Raw genomic sequence first — 23,650 nt, 5'->3', positions numbered from 1 at the left:
GACGGGACGAGAACGCCTACGTCAAGAAGATGATTCGGATCGCTTGGCGATTACGGACCGCTCGGTCTCGTCGATGCCTGCCACGCCGTGTAGCCGGGCGAAGGCGACCAGTGCGAGTGCGGAATGCTGCCCGGTGCGGCGCAGGAGACTCTGGATGTGCGTTCGCACGGTGTTCGTCGACACAAAGAGGTGCTCGGCGACTTCGGTCCTGTTCATCCCGGAGACCAGGCAGCGCAGGACCTCCAGTTCCCGTGGAGTCAACTGATCCGCGAAGCCCAGTGCCGCGCGCTGCCGGCGGAGATCGTTCATGAGGTGATCGAGGACTGGTTGCAGCATCGCGGGCGACAGGTACAGATAGCCGTCCAGGACCTGCCAGACGGCGCTTACCAAGGCGCTCAGCTGGGTTGTCTTCGTCAGCCAGCCGCGGGCGCCTGCTTCCAGCGCCTGCACGATCAGCCGTGGCTCGGTGCTGCCGGACAGCATGATTGCCTCGGGCGCGTCCGGCATGGCCGCCAGGTCGGCCAGGAGGTCGTAGCCGGACTCCTCGGCCAGCCCGAGGTCCAGCAGCACCACATTCGGCCGATCGGCTCCGATCAGCGCGCGAGCAGCATCGAGGGTCGAGGCTGTGCTGACCCGGTCGATTCCCGGCTCGGCCACGAGGAGCCCCGCGAGTGCTTCGGCGAAGACCCGGTGATCATCGACGAGAAGAACAGCGACTCCGTCTTTCACCGGTTTCCGCCTTCGGCGAGTTCGTGGACGTCGACCAGGCCGGCGGTGGCAGCAGCGCGAGCGATCTTGCCGCGGCCGTGTACACCGAGTTTCCGGAGTATTTGCTGGATATGAGTCCGGACGGTATGTCTGCTCACGCCGAGCTCTGCCGCGATCTGTTCGGTGGACAGACCGCGCACGACGAGGCGGAGTACCTCGAGCTCCCTGGTCGTCAACGGATCGACAACGTGCTGTGTCCGGCGATCTGCCGCCGGCCGGCCTTCCGCGACCCGGTGGCCCCGGGCAACCTTGTCGACTGCCGCCGATACAGTCGCGAGGCCGCAGGTCTTGCTGACGATACCGTTCGCTATACCGGCGTCGTACGCATCCCAGGCCGTTTCCTCCTGTGCGTCTGCCAGCAGGACGATGGCAGTACTGCGGCAACGGTCGTGCAATGACTCGGCCGTCCCTGGCCGGGCGTCGACCACGCACAAGTCGGGATCCAGCCGGCCCGCGCCGTCGAGGAGTTCCCGCGGATCGTCGGTGGTGAGGAGGACGTCGTACCCCTGGCCGTCGAAGGCGGCGGCGAGGACCGATGCGAAAAGCCACTGCTGTGCGCAGACTGCCACCCTCATGCCGACCTCACCGCTCGATACCCGGTGGCGAAGCAGAGCCGGACCGTGGTGCCGGACGCCGGCGCACTGGTGATCTCGAGCCGACCGCCGCAGGCACGTGCTGCCCCGGCCACAACGGACAAACCGTGTCCCGTTCCACAGGTGACGCCACCGAATCCCGGACCGTCGTCGGACACCTCGACGTAGGCGTCGTCGTCCGTCGAGCCGACGCGGAGCAGCACATGTCCCGAACTGCCGGCCGCGCGGCACGCGTTGTCGAGCAGGTTGCCGATGGCCCTGCGCAACAAGGTCTTGTCTCCGGCCACGACAATTCGTGCCGCGGGCTCGAAGATGACCGGCGCGCGGTAGGTCACCCGGACCACCTCGGCGCACTCGCCGGCGAGCTGGGTCAGATTGACTCCGCCGATGCGCTGGGCGGTCTCCTGCTCGACGTCCAGCAGCTCGGCGATGGCCGCGAACTGCTGGTGGATCAGACTCAGTCGGTCAAGGCCGGTGTCGTCCTCGATCCGGTCCGCCGTCGGTTCGGACAGCGCCAGACCTGCGGCGACGTACTGCCGCAGATCGTGGCAAAAACGCGAAAGCTGCTCAGATCCGATGCCCGACTCACCTTTCGCCCGCGACGCGTCGAGAGCACTCATCGGTGACCCCCTCAGGTCCCCACCGAGCCCGGCCGCCCACCGCGGCCGCACGTTCGCTAAGCCCTCCGACGACCACGGACGGTCACACCGCCGCAGTATCCCCGTTCGAGCCCCCCAGGCGCACGCGCCTCGGTATCAAAGGTCCAGTAGAGGCCGCTACCAGGCAAAAGAGGCAGGGTCCCGGCCCATACGTCATGATTCGGTCATTTTCACGTCATCTTCTGTCAGTGGAGTTGCCGTTGGTGGATGACGGGCCGTGATCACGGCTGGTATTCGTACGCGCCCAGATCGTCGTACCGCCGTGGACCCTCCGCGAACGAGTTGCTGCTCGCCGGATCGTCGACGCGGCTCTGTCCTTCGATGTCGGCCGACTCCTCTCCGAAGACGCCCGAGTTGCCTCGGTCGATCGCCGGGGAACCGGTCGCCGGCCGCAGGTTCCAGGAGCCTGCCGCGACAAAGCGGGGATCGGCCTGCACGCCGTGCGATTCCTGCTGGGTGGCTGCCTGCATCGCGGCGAGCGAGGTGTACGTCGTCCCGAAGGCGTACATCTTGCCGGCCTGGGTCAGCCAGACGAGGTTGTGATCCACCGTCGTCGACGACGGAGCCGAGTCCCAGATCCCGATGTTGCCGGCCCGCCGAGAGCAGGAGATGCCGTTGTAGGCGGGATAGACCGCGTTGTCGACGGCGACGTTGTTCATCACCTGGTAGTCGCCGGAGGTGCCCTCGACATTGATGCCGGTCGTGCAGTTGCGGTAGACCGTGTTCCCGATGAGCCGGCCGCCGGTGACATTGAGGTCGTCAATGCCGTGATCGCCGTTGTTGTAGGTGACGTTCAGCGCCGCCAGGTTGTTGTTCCCACCCGTATAGAACTGGATACCCGAGTCCTCGTTGTCGTGCGTGACGTTGCGAAGCACGGTGTTGCCGGGGCTGATCACGTTGATTCCGTTCGCATTGCGACGGAATCCCTCGGCGTTGAAGCTGGCCGAGTTCCCGGTGACCAGAATGACGCTGGAGCCGGAGCTGACCAGGATGCCGGTGCCGTTGTTGTGGTGCACATCGTTGCCGCTGACAACCGATGTGCTGGATCCGCGGACGCTGATCCCGTACGCCGTCTCGCCCGAGGCCTGCTGACCCGCGCCGCTGACGGTGTTGCCACTGACGGTGATGTCGTGGCTGCCGGAGACATAGATCCCGTCGTAGCGGGTGCCCGTGAAGGTGAGTCCGGACAGCGTGATGTAGGAGCGGGACGAGATGTTCGCGCCGTAGCCGGCCGGCGTGAGGGTCGGGTGCCGGCCGGGCCAGCCCGTGATCGTGATCGGCGCGGCCGCCGTACCCGACACCGCGGGCTTGATCGTCTCGCTGTACGTTCCGTCGCCGACATAGAGCGTGTAGCCGGCCGCGAGTTTGCTTACGCCTTTGACGATGGTGCAATACGGCGTGGTGGCCGTGCCGGGCCCTGAGTCGGAGCAGCCGTTGACGGTCCTGTCGACGTACAGAGTCGTCGTCGCAGCTCGTGCGGCGAGCGGACAGGCCAGTGCGGCAGCAGAGAGCACCATGATGCCCACTGCTCTCCCCAGGTGCTTCATGCCTTCAGCGTGGCTGAGCGGTGTCCGGACCGCATCGCGCATTCGACGTAAACCTGCGCACTCTGCGGATGAGAACGGGCTGCGTACGTCGGGGGCCGCCCGATCTCTGGGGAGCGGTCACGACGAGGGGGGTGTCGTTGGCCGCAGTCGGCACGGCGCCCGGTGCGATGGGGGGGCGCATCCGGGCCAGTCGTCGACGTACGCAGCATGTTCCCCACAGCAGGGTGGCGTGCGGTTCTCGGCGGGGCAAGGAAGATGACGTCGATGTCATCGAGTGGTCAGGTGGCGGGCAGCTCCAGCGTGAACACGGCGCCGCCCGGGGGTTCGTTGCGGACGGAGAGCGCGCCGCCGTGAGCCGTCGCCGCGGACCTCGCCATCGACAGTCCGAGGCCGGTTCCCATCGCGCCGTACGGTGGCTTCCGGTGCCAGAACCGATCGAAGACGTGGGGCAGGTCGTCCGGTTCGATGCCTGGACCCGAGTCGCCGACCTCGACGATGCAGCGATCGCCGACCCGGTCGCACCGCAGGCTGATCACGCCTCCGAGCGGCGTAAAGTTCACGGCATTCTCGATCAGGGCGTCGAGCGTCATCTCGATCCATTCCGGATCTGCCCTGATCACGCCGGTGGGGAAGGTACGGACGCGCCAGATCCGATCCGAATTCGCGGACCAGTTGGCTGCCATCTCGTCGATGAGATCACCCAGATCCATAGGCTGCTTCGACAGAGCGCCTCCGGAGTCGAGACGCGCCACGGCCAGCAGGCGGTTGGAAAGGGCCGACATCCGCTCGAGCTGCAGCATCGCCACGGAGAGATCCGACCGAACTTCGTCCTCCAGGACCGCGGTCTCGACAAGCTCGAGGTGTCCACGAGCGATGGTCACCGGAGTCCGGATCGCGTGGGAGGCGTCCCGGAAGAACTCACGCTCGCGATCGACCGCGTCGAGCTGGCGTCCGGCCATCGCTTTCAGCTGCTCGACCGCGGCCATCCGCCGGCGGGCGTGCCAGACCATCACCAGCAACACCAGCGGCATCAGCGGGATCTCGGCCAGCTCGGGGCTCGCCAGCCGTCCCGCCGAGGCATGGGCAACCATCAACCAGCCGGCCAGCAGAGTGATCACTGCAGTCGCGCAGATTGTCGGGATCAGCGGCCACATCCGGTATCCGTAGGCGATCGCGACGGCCAGGAACATGATGTGGAACGGACCGGCCTCATGGCCGGGCAACGCAATGATCAGCCCCATCATCGCGACCACGAACACCGCGGCCGCGATGTCGATCGCGACCTCCAGCTGCCGCCGAGGGCCAAGCACGGCCGAGCGGCTCGACAACACGTCAGGCGCTTTGGAGCTGATAACCGACATTTCGCACCGTCACGATGAGATCCGGCCGGAGCTTCGACCGTAGCCTGCCGACACAGACGTCGACGACGTTCGTGGAGGGATCGAAGTCGTAGCCCCAGACCTCCGACAACAGTTCCTGCCGGGAACAGACGACGTCCGGGTTGCGCATCAGATGCCGCAACAGCAGGAACTCCCGTTTCGCCAGGACCGTCGGCTGCCCGTCGACGAGCAGCTGACGGGCCTCCAGGTCGAGCACCATGTCGCCGACGCGCAGCTTGTTCTTCCGCCGGTTCGTGGCGTCCTCACCCAGCCTGCCGCGGACCCGGGCGATCAACTCGCGGATCGCGAACGGCTTCGCCAGGAAGTCGACCGCGCCTTGCTCCAGGCAGCTGATCCGGAGCTGAACGTCCGCCGTCGCCGACAGGACCAGGATTCGATAGCCGGAGTCCTGGGCGAGCAGTGCCGACAGCACCGCCTCGCCATGCATGCCGGGCATCACGAGATCGAGCACGATCAGCGCCGGGCGGTGTTCCAGTGCCAGCCGAAGTCCGCCCAGACCGTCGGTCGAGCTGAGAACCTGATATCCCTCTGCCTCGAGTGCCCGCCGCACGAACCGAATCAGGTCCGGCTCGTCGTCGATCACCAGAATCTTGGTCATCTTCGCCCCCTCCGCGGATGACCGTGCGTAGGAACAACCGCCATTCTGGAACGTACGACTCCCACGCGGAAGCCCCCGTGACCGTTTCGTTCCGCCAGACGCCACCTTTTGGCCATCAGGTGTTAATCAACCGTTTACCTACGCTTTCGCCCGGCCATCAGCTCCCGCCTACTCGGGGTAGCGCACCGCGAGCTGTCGAATTCGCCGCGTGGCCCACTCGCCCTGCCGGCTGGCTCCAGCGACGATCTCGAAGGAGAAGCAGGGCGCAAGGAACGCCCACCGGCCTGCGCAGGACGCGCTAGTACTCGCCGTAGATCTGGACCTTGGTGCCGATCGGGGTGTCGGCGTAGATCTCGTGGATTTCGGGGCGCATGACGCGGACGCAGCGGTGGCTGGCGGGGTAGGGCTTGATGAGGGAGTTGACTCGGGAGCCGTGCAGGGCGATGCCGGGGCGGTCCTTGAGGAAGTAGATCGAGTCGTACATGTACGCGTCGTCGTACAGGCTGCTCTCGTGAGCGCCGGCCCACTTGCGCCAGACCTTGCCGGTGCGGTTCGGGGTGTCGTAGCCGGGCTGGCCGGTGGAGATCCAGACGATCCGTTTGTAGGTGTTCCCAACGATCTGGTACAGGATCTGGCAGGTCTTGTTGACGTAGATGCCGGGGGAGCGGGTCGGCGTGGGGCGCTTGGTTGCGTTGAGCACCGAGTACGCGTCGTTCAGCGTCAGGCCGGCGCGGCTCACCGGAAGCCCGTTCGTCTCGCGCCACGCGCACAGCGCTTGCTTGGCGCGTGCGGTGATGTCACCGTCGATGTCGCCGACCGGGTAGCCGAGTTTGTCCAGCTGCCGTTCCACGCGGAGTGCGTAGTACGCCGGCTTCTGCTTCACCCTGGGCTTCGGACTCACCGTGGGTTTGACTGTCGGCTTCACAGTCGGCGTGGCGCTCGTGCTTGGCGTTGTACTTGGTGAAGATGCCGTGGAGGAAGGGGAGTTCGAGGGGCTCGTCTCGCTTGCGGCCACGTCGGAACATCCGGCGAGCACGAACGACAGTACGACGGCACCGGCGACCAGATCACGACGACGCGACACGTGCGACCCCTCTCTCAGCACTTTTCAATGTCGCAGAACCACGCCGGGTAAGCGTGCAACGACCCGCCGAGACTAATGCGCCGAAGGTTCGCCGGTGGTGTCAGTTGCGCGTCCCGTCACCGAACCGTTGCCGAGGTCCGGCGCCGGGTCGTCCCGCAACCGGCTGTAGAGATACCCGTCCCGCAGCCGCCCGGCCCGGAACTCGCATCCGCGGATGATCCCTTCGAGCCGGAAACCCGCCTTCTCCAAGGACTTCTGCTCGGCCAGGTTCTCCGGATGGGTCGCAGCCTGGATCCGCTGCACCGGCGTGTGCTCGAACAGGTACGCCGTCAGCATCGCCTGCGCCCGCCACCCGATCCCACGCCCGCGGTACTCCGGCAGCAGGGCGATCCCGATCTCCCAGTACTTCGTCCTGCCGTCGAACGACCCGGATCGCCAGCTCACCAGCCCGGCCGTCTCCGAACCCGTAACTGCACCGGTCCGGACCATCAGCCGTCCGTCGTCGTCACCGAGGAACCCGTCCTCGGCGAACCGCCGCACCGGCGCCTGCGCATCCCGAAACCCGTTCCAGTCCAGCCCGATCAACCCAGGCTCAACCAGAAACCGCTGGAACAACGCCACATCGTCTTCCCTTACGGGCCCCAGCAAGACATCCATGCCTGCCAGACTAGGCCGACGGGTCCGCTTCCTCGGTTCGCTCGTTCGGGTGGTGGTTACAGACCGAGATCGCGGAGGAATTCCGGCTTGTACGCCTGGAGCACGACGTACCGCGGGTCCGGGACCTCCATGCCGGCGTTCTTCGCCTCGTCGCTGGCCTCGTCATGCGGGCCGACGGGCACGCTCGGGTCGGTCCAGTCCTGCTCGGCCGGATTCCACCGCGTGATCGTGTACGTCGCATCGAGGTGGTCGTCGGCGACCAGCTCCTTGGCGGTCCGCTCCGCCTCCTGGGCGTCCTCGAGCGTGTGGGTGTACATCAGCATCCGGTTCCCGTCCCGGGTCACCGTCACCTGACTCCCGAGCCGCTTCCGCGCGTCGTCATCCAGATCCAACGCCCGGAACCGATCCCAGAACGTCAACCCGTGCCCCTCGTCACTGAGCACAACCTCGACCCGAAACTCCTCATCCGCCATGCCGCACACCCTACCCACTGGGATCCGCAGGAGAGGGCACAGGCTCTGCGGCAGGCAGCGCCCACCGCAGCACTTCTTGTACTCGAAGCCCGATCCACACCAGCACGGCTGGTCGCGCGCCGGCGGCCAGGCGACGCGTCGCCCGTCGGGTAGTTCGTCGTGACGGTTCCTGACATTTCGCAGGCAGTCTTGCAGACCGCCGTACGTCCAGGTCGCGATCGTGACCCGCTGCTTGCGGTCGCGCAACTCCCGCTCGACCATGTGACAGTAGCGGTCAGCGTTTCCGCCGATGAGGTACTTGCGCCACCGCACGGCGTCGTCGAACTCGCTGCGATCCCACACGTCGATGCGGCCGTTGCTCACCGTTGGCAGGCGGAGGAGATCGTGCAGTTCGGCCTCCCGATCCAATTCCTCGTCCTCGCCCTGCTCCCCGAGCAGATCGATGCCATCCAGCGGCAGCCCCAGCCTCCACTTCACGCGTCGTCTGCCGGTCACCAACTCCCGAACCCGGTAGGTGTTGGTGACGTCCTCGGCGGTCATGTTGTCGGCCGCGATCTCGTACCAGAGCAGGGCATCGTCCAGCTCACCACGCCGCTCCAGCATCTCGGCCGCGCTGCGCCACGGGGAGGCGTAGATCCGCCTGCCGGTCATAACGGCCTCAAGATGGCTCCGGGCTTCGCTCTCCCGGTTCGCCAGAAACAGGTAGTCGGCATAGTCCACCCTGGCGCTGTCGCCGGCGGTACCTCCTTCGCTGATCAACTGCTGCCAAATTGCCACGGCTCGGTCGGGTCTTCCCTGGGCCGCGTGCTCGTTGGCGATGATGAGCAAGGCGAAGGTCCGGCCGAGTTCGGTATCTGTCCAGTGGTTGCGGAGCTCGTCCGCCAAGGGATCTTCCATGCCGGGGAAAGTATTCGGATCCGCTCGCTCGGAGACCGGCTGAATTGGTGCTGTGGATATCTCCCGCAGCCAGTGCGGGCGGACCTGCCGCACTGATCAACGCCCGCCACTGCGGGCTGTTCACCGTGCCGTTGAGCGCGTCTGCGGGCTGCGGACACGGTTGGTGAGTGGTGGGTGTTCGCGCTGCCGACAGAGGCGAACTGCCAGGCCATCGCAATCGCGGCAGACTGGCCCGGCTGCGCCTGGGGCGCGCTTCAGCAGGCATTTGTGATGGCCTGGCGATCCGCTCCAGTGGGCCGCTCTGCAATCCAACATGCGGCGCCGCAGAATCGGCGTGATTCGATCGACTACAGTTCTTAGTCATGGAGCTGAGGCACTTGGAACACTTCGTGGCGGTGGCTGAGCAGAAACACTTCACGCGGGCCGCCGAGGCGATGTCGATCTCGCAGTCGGGGCTGTCGGCCTCGATCCGCGCGCTCGAGCGTGAGCTCCGGGCGTCGCTCTTCGTCCGGAACACCCGCAGCGTGGAGCTCACCGAGGCGGGGCGGGCGCTGCTGTGCGAGGGCCGCCGTACCCTCGCCGCCGCCGAAGCAGCCAAGGACGCGGTCGCCGCGGTCCAGGGGTTGCTGCGTGGGCACCTGACCGTCGGGCTTGAGCAGTGCCTCGGGGTGGTCGACGTACCGGCGCTGCTCGCCAAATTCCGCTCGGCGTACCCGTCCGTCGAGATCGAGGTCCGCCAGGCCGGCTCCACGCCGATGCTCGACGAACTCGCCTCCGGCCGGCTCGACGTCGCGTTCGTCGCCACCGCGGGCTACCCGGTCGACGGGCTCGACCTGCGACCGCTGTCCCGCGAGTCGATGGTGCTCGTCTGCGCGCCGGACCACCGCCTGGCCAACGCGTCCCGTGTCACGCTCGACGACCTGATCGGCGAGTCGTTCGTCGACTTCGACCCGACCTGGGGCGCCCGCGCGATCTCGGACAGCGCGTTCACGGCGGCCGGGGTCGCTCATCCGGTGACGATCGAGGTCAACGACGTACACACGCTCCTGGCCCTCGTCGCCCATGACCTCGGCGTGGCCCTCGTCCCCGAACGCATCGCCGCCAAACGCGGCGACCACGTCACCGTTCCCCTGGCCCCCGGCACCGCCTCCGACTGGCAGGTCTCAGTAGCCGTCCCCACCGGCCCCGCCGCCTCCCTGGCCGCCGACGCCCTGATCGGCATGCTGCCGACAACCGCCGTCCACGCATAGAAACAGCCGGCCGCCTTGTGAAGGCGGCCGGCTGGTTGATGCGTGTGTTTGATGCGTCTTACCAGGCGTAGTCCTCGGGGGAGGTCTTGTAGCCGGGGAAGATCTCGTCGAGGCGGGCGAGGGCCTTCTCGTCGAGTTTGATGTCTACCGCGCGGACGGCGGAGTTGAGCTGCTCCATCGTGCGCGGGCCGACGATCGGGCCGGTGACTGTCGGCTGGTGGAGGAGCCAGGCGAGGGCGAGCTCGCCCGGCTCGTGGCCGAGCTCGTCCGCGAAGGCCTCGTACTGCTCGATCTGCGGGCGCAGACGCTCCAGCGTCTCCTTGGACCGGCCCTCGAGACGACGTACGCCCTCGTTCTCCTTGCGTACGACGCCGCCGAGCAGACCGCCCTGGAGTGGCGACCACGGGATCACGCCAAGGCCGTAGTACTCCGCGGCCGGCAGCACCTCGCGCTCCACGTCGCGGACGAGGAGGTTGTAGATCGACTGCTCGCTGACCAGGCCGATGTAGTTGCGCCGGGCGGCCGCCTCCTGCGCCTGCGCGATGTGCCAGCCGGCGAAGTTGCTCGACCCGGCGTACAGGATCTTGCCCTGCTGGATCGCGACCTCGATCGCCTGCCAGATCTCGTCCCACGGCGTCGCGCGGTCGACGTGGTGGAACTGGTACAGGTCGATGTAGTCCGTCTGCAGCCGCTTCAGCGACGCGTCGAGCGCGCGCCGGATGTTGAGCGCGGACAGCTTGCCCTCGTTCGGCCAGCCGTCGCCCATGTCGCCGTACACCTTGGTCGCCAGCACGGTCTTGTGCCGGTTCGACGGGTCCTTGGCGAACCACTCGCCGATGATCTCCTCGGTCCGCCCCGGGTAGATGGCCCGCCCGTACCCGTTCGCGGTGTCGAAGAAGTTGATGCCCTTGTCATGCGCCGCGTCCATGATCGCGTGCGCGTCCCCCACCTCGGTGTGGGGACCGAAGTTCATCGTCCCCAGCACGATCCGACTAACCGACAACCCAGTACGCCCAAGATGAGTGAAGTCCATACCCACCACCCTTGCTCGCCTGGCTCAACTCTTCCAACAAAAGAATCAGGACAGTGTGATCAGCTGAGCTTCTGAGTCAGCCTGGCGCGAACGGTTTCCGTCGGCGTCGCGCCGCCCTCGGCGATCGCATCGAGCAACGCTCCCACGAGGGGCCGGCGCCTGGGCGTGCCGAAGCTCGATCTCTCGGGGATCGCAGGTACGGCGCAGCGCGGCGAACATCGGCGCATCCGGTTCCGGTACCAAGCCGCCTCCGACTACTACGGTCACTGGTCTGACCAGTCCACAGGTCCGCGCGAGACTGCCGATGTACTGCGTCAGCCGCTCGGCCTGCAGCTCGACCAGCCCGGCCACAACCGGGTCGTCGTCGATGAGCGCCAGGACCGCCGGGGCATGCGCCGCCTGCGCCGCGAAGTCGAACCTGTTGCCGCGAGCAGTGGTGAGCTCGAGCATCTCCTCCGGCGTGGACGCCCCGAGCAGCGGCGGCAGTACGGCGGCAAGCTTCGTCGCCTCGCCCATCCCGAGCTCAGCCAGGTACACCGCTCGCATCGCCTCGTTCACGAGGCCCGCGCCGCCGAGCGGATGCTGCAGCCACCACGACAAGGCCAGTTCCTTCTCCGGACCGCGGCCCGCGAGCGCCGCACCGGTGCCGAGTACGACGGAGATGCCCTGGCCGTCCAACCGCCCGCAGCGGATCAGCGCGAATCCGTCGTTCTTGATGCTGAGACTGCCGAAGCGTGGCTCCAGCGTCGCGCTCCAGAACTGCTCGTCGACTGGCCAGTCCACTCCCGCCAACCGGAACGCCGCATGCTTGACGTCGGACTCGCGCAGGTCCGCCGAGGTCAGTACCTCGTCGACCAGGCTGAGCACGACCGATCTCGCTGCCTCGGGTCCGGCCGGCGCGTAGATGTCGCCGACACCGCCACGTGCAAGGGCGATCAGGTCGCCATCGGCACTGGTCAGACCAGCCCAGGTCTTGGTGTTCCCGGCGTCGACAGCGAGGAAGACGTCCTTCACCGCAGAAGTCTCTCCGGCAGGTACGCCGAGTGTGCCGCGGCCATCTCGTCGTACAGCGGCTCGGCGATCGCCAGGTCAGGTACGAGCGGATTCGCGATGAGCGCACGGATCGCGTCGGCCCGGTTGCCTTCCCAGGCAGCCTTCGCCGCGAGCATCTGGTAGTCGGCGAGCTGGCGCGTGATGCCCCTGACCGCAAGTGGTAGAGGCTGCTGCGGCTCGATGTGGCAACCCTTGCGGTTCACGGTGCAGTACACCTCGACGACGGTTTCAGCGTCGAAACCGGGCAACGCACCGCCGGCGTTCGGAAGGTTGACGGGCAGGCGCGCGCCCGTGTCGTTGTAGTAGGCACTCATCACGTCGATGGCCAACTCCAGCTCGTGGATGCCGCCGCGCGACCGGGCCGGGTCGAGCTCAGGGTGGCTGGACTCGGCCTGCTCGCGGTAGTGCTCCCAGTACCCAGGCACCTCGTTCATGATCACTTCCGAACGGGTCCGCGGCGCGGCCTGCTGCGCCCGGAACACCCCGTTCCGGAAGTAGTAGTAGTTGAAGTAGTCCGACGGGATCGACTGCATGACGACGGCCAGATGCAGCGCGCGCTTGGAGTTGGCGTCGAGTGTCGGGTCGTCCTTGCGCTCTTCCCACGCTGCCTCGAGTAGCGGCATGACGTCCTTGCCGTCGTACAGATGCTCGTAGCTCCAGCAGTTGTGGTTCACCCCGGCCATCGTGACCTTGGCCCGTTCGGGGTCGAGACCGGCGGACCGCAGTACGACGGGCGGGAACACCAGCGGCCCCTCGCACATCGAGTAGATCGGGATCGACGTGTAGCTCGCGACTGCCTGCGAGACGATGTTGACCGGGTTGGTGTAGTTGAAGATCACCGCGTTCGGAGCGACCGCCTGCAGGTCGTCGGTGATGCCGCGCATGTCGTTGATCGAGCGCAGCGCCATGAAGAATCCACCCGGCCCCTGCGTCTCCTGGCCGATCACACCGTGTTTGATCGGAATGCGCTCGTCGAGCGCGCGTGCGTCGAAGTTGCCGGGACGGAAGCTCGTCAGCACGGCGTCGACGTCGGTCAGACCAGTGCGCTGGTCCGTCGTCGCGGTGACCGTGATGTCGTCGCCGCCCTGTGCCGCGAGCTTCTCCGCGATCCGGCGGACGATCTCCAGCCGCTCCGGATCCTTGTCGATCAGCACCACTTCGGAGCCCGCGAACTCCGGCCCGTGCCACAAGAACGACGCCATGGTGCCGGCCGCTCGGGAGGACCCGCCGCCGATGTAGGCCATCTTGATTCGAGCCATGTCTAGGAGACTCCTTCTCGTTCTGACTTTTGCGCGGCTTCTTCGTCCGCATAGATGAGGGCGTTGCGGCAGTCGTGCACGATGGTTGCCGGCCACAACGGGTCGTAGCTGTCGGCCCGAGTGATGCGGTCGAAGGCGTACGCCTTGTTCTGCCCCCACAGCAGCATCGCCGCGGAGTGCGAGAGCTCGACGAGTTCCGCAGTACCGATAGTGACGCCGTGCGCCGGAACGTCTGCCGGGGACTGCAGATGAGGGAAGGTCGACATGTTGTCGCGGCGGGTCGACTCGGGCAGCTCGACGACCCGGGTGGGCGCGTGTCGCGGCGTACCGGGGCCGTTGAGTGCGACATGACCGTCACCTTGGCCGCTGGCCAGTAGGAACAGGTCGATGCCGCCGCGGTCGAGGATCTGCTGTTTGAAACCTTCGGGCTGGTTGGGGTCCGGGGTGAGGAGACTGGTCGGACCAAGGCCGAGCGGGGCTAGCAGGTTCCGTCGCGCCCAGCCGATGCAGCTGTGCGGCGTGTTCGGATCCAGCAGCTCCCACCGGCTGCCGTGCCGGGTGACGTATTCGTCCATCATCACGATCTGAAGGCCGTCCAGCCGGGCACCGGATTGCTTCAGTGCAGCTGCCACTGGAGTGGCGCTTCGTCCGGCGGGAAAGCCGATGATGGCGCTGCCTGCTGTTACTCGGTCCAGAATCCGTTGCGCGACGGCCTCGCCCAGTCGGGCTGCGTCGGGTACTACAGTGATTGGCGTCGTCACGTCACTCCTTGACCGCGCCGGCCATGACGCCGCTGATGAATTCGCGCTGGAAGAACAGGTAGAGGGCCACGACGGGCAGCGACACGATCAGCGAGCCCGCCGCCATCAGATTGACCTGCAGCACATGCCGTCCCTGGAAGGCGCCCAGGGCAACGGTCGCGGTCTGCTTGTCCGGATCTCCCAGGAAAATAAGGGAAAGGAAGAAGTCGTTCCAGGTCCACATGAACGAAAGCAGAACCAATGTGAGTACGGCGGGACGCGCCATCGGGACGAGAATGCGCCACAACGTGCTCCACACGCCGGCGCCGTCGACAGCGGCGGAATCCATCACCGAACGGGGGAGCGCTCGGAACGTCGCCCGCATCCAGTACGTCCCGAACGGCACGCCCATTCCGAGCTGAATGATGACGAGTCCGAGCCACGAGTTGGTCAGCCCGATGCGCTGGAACTCGTAGTACAGCGGGATGACGATGACCTCGGTCGAGACCATCATTCCCAGCAGGATGACCGGGAAGAGGAAGCGTTCACCGACCACGCCGAGGATCCCGAACGCGTACCCGGAAAGAATCGCGAGCACGGTTTGCCCGGCGACTGCGGACACCGTGATCACCAGGGACGCGTACATCGAGTGCGCGAGATTCCCGTCGTGCCAGGCTGCTGTGAAGTTGCTCCAGGCAATGTTGGAGAAGTCCAGCGCTCCCGACGTGTTGGGGCTGAGCGAGGTCAGCACGAACCACGCGACCGGGAACAGCACTCCGACCGTCAGCGCGATGACGATGACGTAATTCGAGACGCGTTCGAACCTGGAGATCATCGGTCTTTGTTCTCCATGATCCGCGTGATACCGACCGCGATACCGAGGCACAGAACGGCCAGTACGACGCCGGTTGCGGATGCTCTGCCGACGTCAGGATTGACGAAGGCCAACTGGTACAGGAGAAGCGCCGGTGTCGTCGTGGCCGTTCCGGGTCCGCCTTGCGTGGTGATGTAGACCATGTCGAACGTCCGCAGAGCGCCGGTGATGGTCAGTGTCAGCGCGATCGCCATCTGTCCGCGCAGGCTGGGCAGCGTGATCAGCCAGAATTCCTGCCATCGCGTCGAACCATCCAGCCGCGCGGCCTCGTACAGCTCGTCGGGAATCGCGAGAATACCGGCCAGGAACAGCACCATGGTGAACCCGAATCCGCCCCAGACACCGATCATGCCGAGCGACGGCAGCGCCCAGGTGAAATCACCGAGCCAGTTGCGCGTGAGGTGGCCGAGCCCGACGCCGCGCAACAGACTGTTCAACGGGCCGTCCGGTGCGTAGATGCGTTTCCAGATGATTGCGACGACGACGCTCGTCAACACCTGCGGGAGAAAGAGGAACCAGCGATAGATACCTTCGCCGCGGATCTTCGCTCTGCTGAGGAGAGCGGCGCTGATCAGTCCGAGGCCGAGCGGGATCAGCCCGAACATCAGAATCAGCACGAGCACATGGCCGAAGGCGGCGTACATCCGTGGATCGCGACCGAATTCCAGGTAGTTGCGGAGTCCGACCCAGGTCGGCTCGCTGACGCCGTCCCATTTGTAGAACGAGTAGTTGACCGTTTGGAGCAGCGGGACGAGCACGATCACGCCGTACAGCAGGAGTGCGGGGGAGAGGAAGAGCAGGCCGATCCAGCGCCGTTTACGGACTTGCCTCGAGACGGGTCGGGTTCTGGCTTTGGTGCGACCGATCGCTAGAACACTCATCGTCCGGCCTGGAACTTGTCGTAGTCGGCCTGCACCGCCTTGACCAGTGCGTCCGGGGCACTCCGGCCGGCGAGCAGCAATTGCACCTGGCCGCCGAGTGTGTCGAGCATCGTCGGCGTCGACCAGTCGAAGTACGGGACGTATCCGTTGTCCTTGTCGAGCGACCGCTGACCGGCGATCTCGGTAGCGAATTCCGGGTTGTCCGGCGGCGCCTTGACGTCGTTGAGCAAGGGCAGGAGCCCGGCCTCGACGACGTACTGCGCGGTTTGCGGGCCGGCGAGGAAATCGAGGAAGGCGGCGGCGACATCCGGGTGCGCACACTTTGATCCGAGCGGACGGCCGTCGAAGCGCCCGTACCGACCACCTTCCCGCCGGAGGCCTGCGGGAGTTGGACGTAGCCGTACTCCTGCTTCTGATTTCCCTTGAAAGCAAGGGTTCCGGTGTATTCGAAGCGGAACGCGGACTTGCCTTTGAGGAAGGCGTCGATCGCGTCGGCGTACTGGATGCCGGCATGGTTCGGCGTGAGCCAGCCCTTGTCCTGGTACGACTTGAGCCGCTCTGCCGCCTCGGACATCCCGATGTCGGCGGCCTTCACTTCGCCGGTCGAGTAGACGAAGTCGTTGATCTTCTTCTGATCGCCGAAAAGGTCTTGCAGGGCAAGGAGAATCGCCGTCGACGAACCCTTGTCCTGTGACCCGTAGCCGATCGGGATAATGCCTGCGGCCTTGGCCTTCGTGCACGCGTCCTCGAACGAAGCGAGATCGGTCGGCGGTGCGACGCCGGCTTTGTCGAGAACTGTCTTGTTGTAGTAGAGGCCGATCAGCGACGAACTGGCGACGGGCGTCGCGAACAACGACCCGCTGCCCATTTCCGTGCCGTCCGGCGTGAACTGCGTCTGCCGCAGGATCGTGCTCGGGAACTTGTCCCACCCGAACGACTTCGAGTACCCGTCCAGGTTGAGCACCAGGCCCGCCTTCGACAACGTGCCGAGGGACTGCCAGCCGTTGTTGACCGTGATGATGTCCGGCGGGTTCTTCTCCTTCAACCGCAGATTGGCCGTCTGCGTGAGCTGACCCCAGTCGACCGACGTGCGTTTGATCGTGACGTTCGGGTACTTCGCCTGGAACCCCTTCACCGCGCTGGCCACCCAGCTGGCGGCGTCACCGCCCCAGAAGTCGAGCATGGTCAGCGTCACCGTGCCGGCTTTGGCGACGTCGATCGACTTGGCGGGTGTGGTCGGTGCGCTGCTCGCTTTGGTGCCCTGCGGCGCGCAACCGGCCAGCGTGAACAGTCCGAGCGCGGCCCCCGACTTCAACACGTTCCGCCTGCTGACCATCGTGACTCCTTCGTCCGTGACTTCCCGCCACCCTACGACGCCGAAACCAGTTATGCCAGTGTGAACCAGTTTGGGATTGTGCCTGGCTTGGCTCACGAAACTGGTATAGTGATGGCCGTGACCGAGCCCGCCGTTGAGCGCGTCAAGAAACGGATCCGCGAGGGGATCGTCCGCGGGAAGTACCCGAGCGGCAGCCGCCTGCCGAGCGAACGTCAGTTCGCGCTAGAGACCGGGCTCAGCCGGATGACCGTCCGCGCCGGCTTCCAGGCCGCCTCCGACGACGGCCTCATCGCCCCATCACCCCAACGCGGCTGGTACGTCCGCGACCTAGTACTGCGCGAACCCCCGAGCCGGCTCCAGTCCTTCACCGAGATGGCCCACGAGCTCGGCTTCCGCCCCACCTCGGCGATCCTCGACCACCGAGAACGCCCCGCCACCCTCGACGAGGCCCACCGCCTCCACCTCGCCCCCACCGCTCCAGTAACAGCCATCCGCCGCCTCCGCGGCATGGACGGCCGCCCCGTCACCGTCGAAGACCTGGTCATCCCGGTCGCGGTCGCCCCCTGGCTGACTGGAGTTGACCTCACCGACACGTCCCTCTACGAACTCTTCTCCACCCACGGCATCGAATTCGCCTACTCCCGCTACACAGTCCAAGCCCAGAACGCCACCGAAACCCTCGCCACCCTCCTCAACCTCCCACCCGCCGCCGCGATCTTGGTAGCCACCGAAATCGCCTACACCCAAGACACCACCCCCCTCCTCTCCGGCACCAACCACTACAGAGGCGACGCCTACCAATTCACCGCCGACCTAACCCGCTAGGCCGGAGTTAGTTCGGACGCCGTCGTACGACCTCCGCGACGCGCGTAGCCGCATCTTCTGGTAGTTCGTGCTCCCAGACTCGAAGCACCGTCCAGCCAGCGTCCTGAAGAACGACGTTGACGTGAGCGTCGCGCGCGAGATTACGCTGCAGCTTGGCGGACCAGTACGACTTGTTGGCTGTTGGCTCTCGATAGTGCTCTGGACAGCCGCACCAGAAACAGTCGTAGTCGGCAGGGCCTATCAGGCGCGCGTTCTCCAGTGGTGTCATCCATCGGACACTCATCGTGCTACCGCTGGTGGTCGACCCCAGCTGACTCCAACCCGAGCCGCACAAGCCCGATCCCAGCACAGAGCCCAGCAGCGACCAGACGAGTTGAGAGTTCGATCGACGTAAGCATCGTCCCTCTTGGTCCGTGGGACAGCAGCCGGACGCGAGCCGAGGTGATCTCGATGACGTCACGGGTCTGTCCTGTTCGTCGCCTGTGGCTGCCACCGACCACTTGTGCGCTGTCGGCTGCGGATTGTTCAACTGGCGGCCCATCGCTACGCCCTCCATCTGTCGCGTTAAAGCCGGGGCTCTCTGCGCCGAATGAAGCCAGAAGCGGTCAGCGATGACTGGCAACGCCGGGTGCCCACACACCCCAGCGCGGCATGGACGAGCTGGCGTGAGCTGATCGAGTTAGGGCCAAGCAGCGGCCATCGCCTCGATGTGCTTCGTCACCGAAGCATGCTCACCCGCTGCTCAGCGGCCTGTCGGCGCTCAACCGTTTTGCTGGCTCTGCCAGCTCAACCAGGCGAGGTATCGCTGACACAGGCCCTCGCTGCAAGCTAACGTCATGCTCGGGCGTCACGACCTCTGACGAGATTGTGTGACGTCCAAATGCGGGTGCAGCGCGGGGACAATGCAGCGAGGCCCTCGGGCATCATCCAGTCCTGCCAATGAACCTTAAGGAGCAGTGCATGGCGCGCATCAGATCCTTCGAAGAAGGCACTCAATCGATCAAGATTCATCGGACGGAAGTTGATTGTTATCATCAAACGATTAGGGATTCTTCTGGCAACCTGCACATCCATTTGACGACATTTGGCTCTGACGATCGTGAGTCGGCCCCGAAGAGCAGTCAATCCATTCAGCTGAACGAGGCCGCTGCCCGCCAGTTGGTACAGATCCTGCAAGAAGCGTTCCATTTCTAGAGCTTCAGCTGGCGAATGTATGCGTATGGATCGGTGTAGTCGCGCACTGCTGATGGGCGACGCGAGGTCGACGCCATAATGTTGGAACGACGCAAGACCGGGCGGGAGTCTCGTGAAGCCGTGAACCTGACTGAACTCTAGGTGGTCGTGCTCAGCGCCGTCCGGGCAACCTGCCTTGTCATTGTCGGCGGTGCTATCCGGGTCGTGTGCTGACGCCCGCGAGACTGCGTGACGTGGTTGTGGCCGATGCTGTGTACGAGCATGGCGAGGGACCGGTATGACGCCGTGATGAGTGTGGAGCCGGGTGGGGGTGCCGAGGCTGAGTTCGATGTGACAATCCTCCGTCCAGGTGGCGGCGAACGGGATCTGCGCAAGGACGATCAGCGGACATCTCCCTGATGCCGGACACGTGCCGGCTTGGCATCTATCTCGCGTTGGGTTCTTGGATGAATGATGCGGTAGCGGTTCGATGCGATTCACAATGGATGGTGAGCAATTCGACGTGACGGATGACGGGTACACGCCCCTCTCGAGAACGACCGCGGTGCCGTCTTCCCGAAGTGCGACGAACTTCCGGCCTATTGTTCGTCCCGGCCGGATCCTGCTCAGGCGCTATCGCTCGCGGACAGGTGTTGCGGGTTTCAGTTGCGGCTCTAGGTGAGCGCGGTTGCTGGAGAGGCCGCTTCACCTGCTCTGGGAAGGGCCTCGGTTTGGGGGTTGGCGTTGAGGGGCTGGCGGGTGGTTCGTTGTTGTTGGTGGGGTGCTGGTGGGCGGGGCCAGGCCGTCCAAGGCCTTCAGGGATTGGGCCATGTCAGGGGGTAGGGCCATGCGGGGTGGGCCGATGAGGCGGTCGGGTTCTTTGCCGGGGCCGGTTATGGGGCGGACTGTCGGGAGGTGGTCGAGTTCGTCGAGGGCGACGCCTTTTGAGCGGCCTAGTCGGTTGGCGGTGACGTCGAAGATCTCGCCGTTCTTGCGGGGAGCGAAGGCGACGACTTGTCGTACCGGGAGGGACGATTCGGTCGGGCCTTCGAATTCCCGGTAGGTGACTCGGTGCGAGGGGCCCATCGGCCGGCCGCGCCGGTTGAACTCCTCCACGACCGGGATCTTGATCTCGGCGCAGTCGCGGAGGTCCGGGTAGTTGTCGGAGCGGCCGAGACGCTCGCCGGCGAACTCGGCCTCGCGACCTTCGCGTAGGGCGCTCAGCGCGACGCGGACTGCTTCGAACTGCTTGGCTGCTACACCGTTCGGGTCTGCCTGGGCGCGGGCGTGGAGCTCCCGAAGCTCGTCCCGGAGGTCCGGGTCGAGGATCAGGTGATACCTGGCCGTCATCGGGGTTTGGGCGGCTCGTTGTCGGTGTCGAGATTCCAACCGAACTCTGCAGCGAGGTCATCGGCCGAGACGTAGTCCTCGGCGCGGTTCGTCGCCAGGCGTCGCTGAGTAACCTCGCGAATCTCACTGGCCTGCTGGGCGTCCTCGGCTAGCTGCTCGAGCTGCTCCCATCGGTCGAACGGGACTACGACACCTTCCGGCTGACCGTCGTCGCCGAAGATCAGCGGCTCGGTCTGCCCCGCACGGAACCGCTGCAACATCCGAGGCAGGTTGTACGCCGCGGTCGCCGTGTCGATCACATTGACTCGGTCACCGTTCGGCCGATCCTGCGGTGTTTCCGTCGACATCTGAGCTCCTTCGCTGGCTGCCTTTCCAGCCTAGACGAGTCGACTCACGCTCGTGGCACTTATCCACAGGGGTTGGGGTTGAGGGATTGCCAGAGGGTGTAGGGGATTAGGACGGCTTCTGGTTTGGTGGTGCCGAAGATTAGGGGGTCTTGGTAGCCGAGGTGGAAGCGGGTGAGCATGTGGGGGAGGAGTTCGGCGGCGGTGGAGGGGGTGATCAGGCAGATGGGCTCGGTTTCGGTGGGGTTCATGGGGACCCTTTCGGTGGGGTTCTCAGCAGAATAGGAGTTGGGGGCTGGTTGGCGGGGGAGTTATCCACAGGGGGCCGGGGGCAACTGATGGGAGTGGTGGATGGGTGAGCCGCGGTGGGTTGAGGTTCGGGTGGTGGGGGATGCAGGGATGGATGAGGGGCGGTGTGTGAAGGCTGTCCGGCAGTTGCGGAAGGAGCTGGCGGGGGAAGGGCTGCCTACGCAGGATGTGAAGGAGCCGGGTGGGTTGGCTCAGGACGATGGATCTATTGCCATCGCGGTGGCGTTGGTGGGGGCGGGCGGGGCGGTGCCGACGTTGGTCGCCGTACTGCGGGATTGGATCCAGCGGCGGAAGAGTCCGGGGAAGATCGTGGTGACGCTGGGGGACGACTCGATCGAGTTGGAGCGGCCGACGTACGACGAGCGCGCCGCCTTGCTCGAGGAGTTCCTGAACCGGCCGCGCTAGTCACCCGTGTGAGGCGTTGTCGGGGGAATCCGGCGGGCGTAGCGTCACTGGGTGGGGGAGGGGATTGTGATGCGCCATTCAGTTGTGATGCGTCATTCGACGGGGCGCTGCAGGATTCGGGGAGGCCTTGGGCGGCGGGGTGTTCGTTGCGGTTTCGGGGGTACGCGGCGGAGTTGGCGGGAGCGCCGGCGGGTCTAGGTCGAGCCCGGCCAGGAAGCTCTGCCCGGACGTCCCTCCAGAAGGGTGGAGCCCAAAGGAGCCCGGAGTGCGTGAGCACTCCGGGCTCTCTGCGTTGCGTCGGCAAATGGCTACCGACCGTTGCGGAACCACCCGGACCCGGGCATGAGTCGATTCCTGGGAGGGTTCTGTAGGTGAACACCGGGACGATGCAGACGGTCGGCGGTCCGTTGGCGAGTGGGCCGAACCCGGCGGACATCGCGGTCGACGAGAAGGGTGCGCGGCTGTACGTCGCCGGCGGGGATTCGGACACCGTCGCGGTGATCGACACGAAGACCCGGCAGCCCGCGCGGAGCCCGATCACGGTGAAGTCCAAGCTCCGTGATCTCACGCCAGGTCCGGACGGAGCCCTGTACGCGATCGGCAGTACGTCGTACGCGGTGATCAACACGAAAGCCGAGACGACCCGCCCGACACCGGTCGACGTGCCGGCCGGGTCACGGATCGCGGCGTCGGACGGCAAGAAGCTCTTCATCCTCGGCGGCGACGACAACCAAGGCACCGCAGGCACCGACGACGTCGTCCGGATCGTTGACCTGGGCAAGCATCAGGTTGTCGGTTCACTCACCGACGACCTGGGGGTGGCAGTGGAACTGGTCGTCAGCCCGGACGGCCAGCGGATGTACGTCAGCAACTTCTACCAGGACGGCATCCTGGTCCTCGACACCGTCGGGCCGAAGGTGATCGGCAAGATCGAGCTGAAAAGCTGAGGAGGCCGGCCCGCGATCTGCGAGCCGGCCCTCAAAAGGTCACAGGTTTCGGAAGAACTTCCGCAGGTCGGCGGTGACGTCGTCCGGGCATTCGAGCGAGGCGAAGTGGCCGCCCTTCTCGAAGGTGGACCAGTGCACGATGTTGGTGTTGTCGCGGTCGGCCAGCGGCCGGATCGTCTTGAAGTCGTCGGCGAAGACGGCGACGCCGGTCCGTGCGTGATTGACCTGTGGCTCGGCGCCGGAGTTCGCCTCCTCGTAGTGGTAGCGGCCGGCCGCCGCCGAGCTGTTCGTGAACCAGTACAGCGAGACCTCGGTCAGGATCTGATCGCGGCTGACCAGGCTGGTGCCGTTGCCGAAGTTGTTGAACAGCTCGTTCCAGGCCAGTTGGCCGACGGGTGAGTCGGAGATGCCGACGGCAACGGTCTGCGGGCGGGTCGAGTTGATCGCGTTGTACCCGCCGACCGACTGGAACCACTTCAGGTGCTCGAGCGCCGCGTAGTCCGCCGGCGTGAACTTCTCGAACTCGGCCGGGTCGCCCGACGGGAACGAGAACAGCTGCAGGACGTGCAGGCCGAGGAAACCTTCCGGGTTCAGTACGCCGAGCTCGCGCGAGATCATCGCGCCGCCGTCGGACCCGTGCGCGCCGTACGACTCGTAGCCGAGCCGTCGCATCAGCGTGTCGTACGTCCTCGCCACCCGCGCCATCGTCCAGCCGCGGTCGACGAGCGGCGTACTGAAGGCGAAGCCCGGCATCGACGGGACCACCACGGAGAAGGCGTCCGCGTCCGATCCGCCGTACGCCGCGGGGTCGGTCAGCGGGCCGATCATGTCGAGAAAGTCGACGAACGAGCCGGGGTAGGTGTGCAGCAGGAGCAGCGGCGTCGCGCCCTCGACGGCGGACGGCACGTGGATGAAGTGGACGGTCTGGCCGTCGATCTCGGTCAGGTAGTGCGGGAACTCGTTCATCCGCGCTTCCTGCTCACGCCAGTCGAACGTGTTCTGCCAGTGGTCGACCATCTCGCGGAGGTAGTGGTTCGGGGTGCCGAGGTCCCAGTCGTCGCCGGGAGCAGGCTCGGGCAGCCGGGTCCGCGCGAGGCGGGCCTGCAGATCGTCCAGGTCGGCCTGGTCGATCTTGACGGTGAAGGACTGGATGCTCTCGTTTGTGCTCATGGGTTTACCGTAGAATCCGTATAGG

24 protein-coding genes are annotated in these 23,650 nt (G+C 65.8%); 5 read left to right on the top strand and 19 right to left on the bottom strand.

The genetic code is table 11. The annotated features are described in order from the left end of the window. Nucleotides 1-21 precede the first annotated feature (21 nt). From EV653_RS16060 to EV653_RS16020, 9 genes are all read right to left on the bottom strand, one after another. The gene (locus EV653_RS16060) at nucleotides 22-729 is read right to left on the bottom strand and encodes a response regulator transcription factor (protein WP_134103587.1); all 708 of its coding nucleotides are present in this window, start codon (nucleotides 727-729) and stop codon (nucleotides 22-24) included. Then, nucleotides 726-1,343, bottom strand: a complete 618-nt coding sequence (locus EV653_RS42585; protein WP_134103585.1) for a response regulator transcription factor — start codon at nucleotides 1,341-1,343, stop codon at nucleotides 726-728. Before EV653_RS42585 ends, EV653_RS16060 begins: the two co-directional genes overlap by 4 nt. Then, complete coding sequence (locus EV653_RS16050; RefSeq protein WP_134103582.1) at nucleotides 1,340-1,981, bottom strand: sensor histidine kinase; 642 nt, start codon at nucleotides 1,979-1,981, stop codon at nucleotides 1,340-1,342. Before EV653_RS16050 ends, EV653_RS42585 begins: the two co-directional genes overlap by 4 nt. A 260-nt stretch (nucleotides 1,982-2,241) precedes the next feature. Beyond that, the gene (locus tag EV653_RS16045) at nucleotides 2,242-3,567 is read right to left on the bottom strand and encodes a right-handed parallel beta-helix repeat-containing protein (protein WP_166679413.1); all 1,326 of its coding nucleotides are present in this window, start codon (nucleotides 3,565-3,567) and stop codon (nucleotides 2,242-2,244) included. A 278-nt stretch (nucleotides 3,568-3,845) separates the two neighbouring features. Then, the gene (locus EV653_RS16040; protein ID WP_134103578.1) at nucleotides 3,846-4,928 is read right to left on the bottom strand and encodes a sensor histidine kinase; all 1,083 of its coding nucleotides are present in this window, start codon (nucleotides 4,926-4,928) and stop codon (nucleotides 3,846-3,848) included. Continuing rightward, on the bottom strand, nucleotides 4,900-5,565 hold the full coding sequence (locus tag EV653_RS16035) for a response regulator transcription factor (protein ID WP_134103576.1): 666 nt from the start codon (nucleotides 5,563-5,565) through the stop codon (nucleotides 4,900-4,902). The genes EV653_RS16040 and EV653_RS16035 overlap by 29 nt, the downstream gene beginning before the upstream one ends. 298 nt (nucleotides 5,566-5,863) lie before the next feature. Then, nucleotides 5,864-6,466: a L,D-transpeptidase family protein gene (locus EV653_RS16030; RefSeq protein WP_238159766.1), complete on the bottom strand. Its 603-nt coding sequence runs from the start codon at nucleotides 6,464-6,466 to the stop codon at nucleotides 5,864-5,866. Nucleotides 6,467-6,721: 255 nt separating this feature from the next. Continuing rightward, nucleotides 6,722-7,306, bottom strand: a complete 585-nt coding sequence (locus tag EV653_RS16025) for a GNAT family N-acetyltransferase (protein ID WP_134103574.1) — start codon at nucleotides 7,304-7,306, stop codon at nucleotides 6,722-6,724. A 56-nt stretch (nucleotides 7,307-7,362) separates the two neighbouring features. Then, entirely contained in the window at nucleotides 7,363-8,676 is a 1,314-nt protein-coding gene (locus EV653_RS16020; RefSeq protein WP_134103572.1) for an SEC-C domain-containing protein, read from the bottom strand. A 362-nt stretch (nucleotides 8,677-9,038) separates the two neighbouring features. On the opposite strand from EV653_RS16020, the gene EV653_RS16015 reads away from it, so the two are divergent. Continuing rightward, complete coding sequence (locus tag EV653_RS16015; RefSeq protein WP_134103570.1) at nucleotides 9,039-9,926, top strand: LysR family transcriptional regulator; 888 nt, start codon at nucleotides 9,039-9,041, stop codon at nucleotides 9,924-9,926. A 58-nt stretch (nucleotides 9,927-9,984) separates the two neighbouring features. Here the strand turns inward: EV653_RS16015 and EV653_RS16010 are convergent, their stop codons facing one another. From EV653_RS16010 to EV653_RS15980, 7 genes are all read right to left on the bottom strand, one after another. Continuing rightward, nucleotides 9,985-10,959 carry an aldo/keto reductase gene (locus EV653_RS16010; protein WP_134103568.1) on the bottom strand — a complete coding sequence of 325 codons (975 nt, stop codon included), beginning with the start codon at nucleotides 10,957-10,959 and terminating at the stop codon, nucleotides 9,985-9,987. Nucleotides 10,960-11,004: 45 nt separating this feature from the next. Beyond that, nucleotides 11,005-11,973, bottom strand: coding sequence for a hypothetical protein (locus EV653_RS16005; RefSeq protein WP_134103566.1), 969 nt, complete (start codon nucleotides 11,971-11,973; stop codon nucleotides 11,005-11,007). Continuing rightward, entirely contained in the window at nucleotides 11,970-13,271 is a 1,302-nt protein-coding gene (locus EV653_RS16000; protein WP_134103564.1) for a family 4 glycosyl hydrolase, read from the bottom strand. Before EV653_RS16000 ends, EV653_RS16005 begins: the two co-directional genes overlap by 4 nt. A gap of 2 nt (nucleotides 13,272-13,273) precedes the next feature. Continuing rightward, complete coding sequence (locus EV653_RS15995; protein ID WP_238159765.1) at nucleotides 13,274-13,903, bottom strand: hypothetical protein; 630 nt, start codon at nucleotides 13,901-13,903, stop codon at nucleotides 13,274-13,276. 130 nt (nucleotides 13,904-14,033) lie between these two features. Continuing rightward, nucleotides 14,034-14,846 (bottom strand): carbohydrate ABC transporter permease, encoded by an 813-nt coding sequence (locus EV653_RS15990; RefSeq protein WP_134103559.1) that lies wholly within the window; start codon nucleotides 14,844-14,846, stop codon nucleotides 14,034-14,036. Next, entirely contained in the window at nucleotides 14,843-15,766 is a 924-nt protein-coding gene (locus EV653_RS15985) for a carbohydrate ABC transporter permease (protein ID WP_134103557.1), read from the bottom strand. Before EV653_RS15985 ends, EV653_RS15990 begins: the two co-directional genes overlap by 4 nt. Then, complete coding sequence (locus tag EV653_RS15980) at nucleotides 15,702-17,102, bottom strand: ABC transporter substrate-binding protein (RefSeq protein WP_134103555.1); 1,401 nt, start codon at nucleotides 17,100-17,102, stop codon at nucleotides 15,702-15,704. The genes EV653_RS15985 and EV653_RS15980 overlap by 65 nt, the downstream gene beginning before the upstream one ends. 117 nt (nucleotides 17,103-17,219) lie before the next feature. Between EV653_RS15980 and EV653_RS15975 the strand changes: the two genes are divergently transcribed. Together EV653_RS15975 and EV653_RS15965 are read left to right on the top strand one after the other, a co-directional pair. Further along, complete coding sequence (locus EV653_RS15975; protein ID WP_202871612.1) at nucleotides 17,220-17,927, top strand: GntR family transcriptional regulator; 708 nt, start codon at nucleotides 17,220-17,222, stop codon at nucleotides 17,925-17,927. A 960-nt stretch (nucleotides 17,928-18,887) separates the two neighbouring features. After that, complete coding sequence (locus tag EV653_RS15965; RefSeq protein WP_134103548.1) at nucleotides 18,888-19,121, top strand: hypothetical protein; 234 nt, start codon at nucleotides 18,888-18,890, stop codon at nucleotides 19,119-19,121. A 684-nt stretch (nucleotides 19,122-19,805) separates the two neighbouring features. Here EV653_RS15965 and EV653_RS15960 read toward each other — a convergent pair. Then, on the bottom strand, nucleotides 19,806-20,450 hold the full coding sequence (locus EV653_RS15960) for a hypothetical protein (protein ID WP_134103546.1): 645 nt from the start codon (nucleotides 20,448-20,450) through the stop codon (nucleotides 19,806-19,808). Next, nucleotides 20,447-20,797 carry a hypothetical protein gene (locus tag EV653_RS15955; protein ID WP_134103544.1) on the bottom strand — a complete coding sequence of 117 codons (351 nt, stop codon included), beginning with the start codon at nucleotides 20,795-20,797 and terminating at the stop codon, nucleotides 20,447-20,449. The genes EV653_RS15960 and EV653_RS15955 overlap by 4 nt, the downstream gene beginning before the upstream one ends. A gap of 396 nt (nucleotides 20,798-21,193) precedes the next feature. Here EV653_RS15955 and EV653_RS15950 point away from each other — a divergent pair, with 396 nt between their 5' ends. Next, on the top strand, nucleotides 21,194-21,508 hold the full coding sequence (locus EV653_RS15950; RefSeq protein ID WP_134103542.1) for an effector-associated constant component EACC1: 315 nt from the start codon (nucleotides 21,194-21,196) through the stop codon (nucleotides 21,506-21,508). A 371-nt stretch (nucleotides 21,509-21,879) separates the two neighbouring features. Further along, nucleotides 21,880-22,455 (top strand): YncE family protein, encoded by a 576-nt coding sequence (locus tag EV653_RS15945; protein ID WP_134103540.1) that lies wholly within the window; start codon nucleotides 21,880-21,882, stop codon nucleotides 22,453-22,455. A gap of 39 nt (nucleotides 22,456-22,494) precedes the next feature. Here the strand turns inward: EV653_RS15945 and EV653_RS15940 are convergent, their stop codons facing one another. Continuing rightward, nucleotides 22,495-23,625, bottom strand: coding sequence for an epoxide hydrolase family protein (locus tag EV653_RS15940; RefSeq protein WP_134103538.1), 1,131 nt, complete (start codon nucleotides 23,623-23,625; stop codon nucleotides 22,495-22,497). Nucleotides 23,626-23,650 lie beyond the last annotated feature (25 nt).

It is taken from the genome of Kribbella pratensis (genome assembly GCF_004365355.1).
Classification (GTDB): domain Bacteria; phylum Actinomycetota; class Actinomycetes; order Propionibacteriales; family Kribbellaceae; genus Kribbella.
Note: the sequence above shows the minus strand (reverse complement) of the source record. Positions and strands in the feature narration are given on the sequence as shown.

Excerpts from the sequence above, each read along its gene's own strand:
- EV653_RS42585 (WP_134103585.1), bottom strand. The coding sequence starts at position 1,343 with ATGAGGGTGGCAGTCTGCGCACAGCAGTGGCTTTTCGCATCGGTCCTC.
- EV653_RS16050 (WP_134103582.1), bottom strand. The coding sequence starts at position 1,981 with ATGAGTGCTCTCGACGCGTCGCGGGCGAAAGGTGAGTCGGGCATCGGA.
- EV653_RS16045 (WP_166679413.1), bottom strand. The coding sequence starts at position 3,567 with ATGAAGCACCTGGGGAGAGCAGTGGGCATCATGGTGCTCTCTGCTGCC.
- EV653_RS16040 (WP_134103578.1), bottom strand. The coding sequence starts at position 4,928 with ATGTCGGTTATCAGCTCCAAAGCGCCTGACGTGTTGTCGAGCCGCTCG.
- EV653_RS16035 (WP_134103576.1), bottom strand. The coding sequence starts at position 5,565 with ATGACCAAGATTCTGGTGATCGACGACGAGCCGGACCTGATTCGGTTC.
- EV653_RS16025 (WP_134103574.1), bottom strand. The coding sequence starts at position 7,306 with ATGGATGTCTTGCTGGGGCCCGTAAGGGAAGACGATGTGGCGTTGTTC.
- EV653_RS16020 (WP_134103572.1), bottom strand. The coding sequence starts at position 8,676 with ATGGAAGATCCCTTGGCGGACGAGCTCCGCAACCACTGGACAGATACC.
- EV653_RS16015 (WP_134103570.1), top strand. The coding sequence starts at position 9,039 with ATGGAGCTGAGGCACTTGGAACACTTCGTGGCGGTGGCTGAGCAGAAA.
- EV653_RS16010 (WP_134103568.1), bottom strand. The coding sequence starts at position 10,959 with ATGGACTTCACTCATCTTGGGCGTACTGGGTTGTCGGTTAGTCGGATC.
- EV653_RS16000 (WP_134103564.1), bottom strand. The coding sequence starts at position 13,271 with ATGGCTCGAATCAAGATGGCCTACATCGGCGGCGGGTCCTCCCGAGCG.
- EV653_RS15990 (WP_134103559.1), bottom strand. The coding sequence starts at position 14,846 with ATGATCTCCAGGTTCGAACGCGTCTCGAATTACGTCATCGTCATCGCG.
- EV653_RS15985 (WP_134103557.1), bottom strand. The coding sequence starts at position 15,766 with ATGAGTGTTCTAGCGATCGGTCGCACCAAAGCCAGAACCCGACCCGTC.
- EV653_RS15980 (WP_134103555.1), bottom strand. The coding sequence starts at position 17,102 with ATGGTCAGCAGGCGGAACGTGTTGAAGTCGGGGGCCGCGCTCGGACTG.
- EV653_RS15965 (WP_134103548.1), top strand. The coding sequence starts at position 18,888 with ATGGCGCGCATCAGATCCTTCGAAGAAGGCACTCAATCGATCAAGATT.
- EV653_RS15960 (WP_134103546.1), bottom strand. The coding sequence starts at position 20,450 with ATGACGGCCAGGTATCACCTGATCCTCGACCCGGACCTCCGGGACGAG.
- EV653_RS15955 (WP_134103544.1), bottom strand. The coding sequence starts at position 20,797 with ATGTCGACGGAAACACCGCAGGATCGGCCGAACGGTGACCGAGTCAAT.
- EV653_RS15950 (WP_134103542.1), top strand. The coding sequence starts at position 21,194 with ATGGATGAGGGGCGGTGTGTGAAGGCTGTCCGGCAGTTGCGGAAGGAG.
- EV653_RS15940 (WP_134103538.1), bottom strand. The coding sequence starts at position 23,625 with ATGAGCACAAACGAGAGCATCCAGTCCTTCACCGTCAAGATCGACCAG.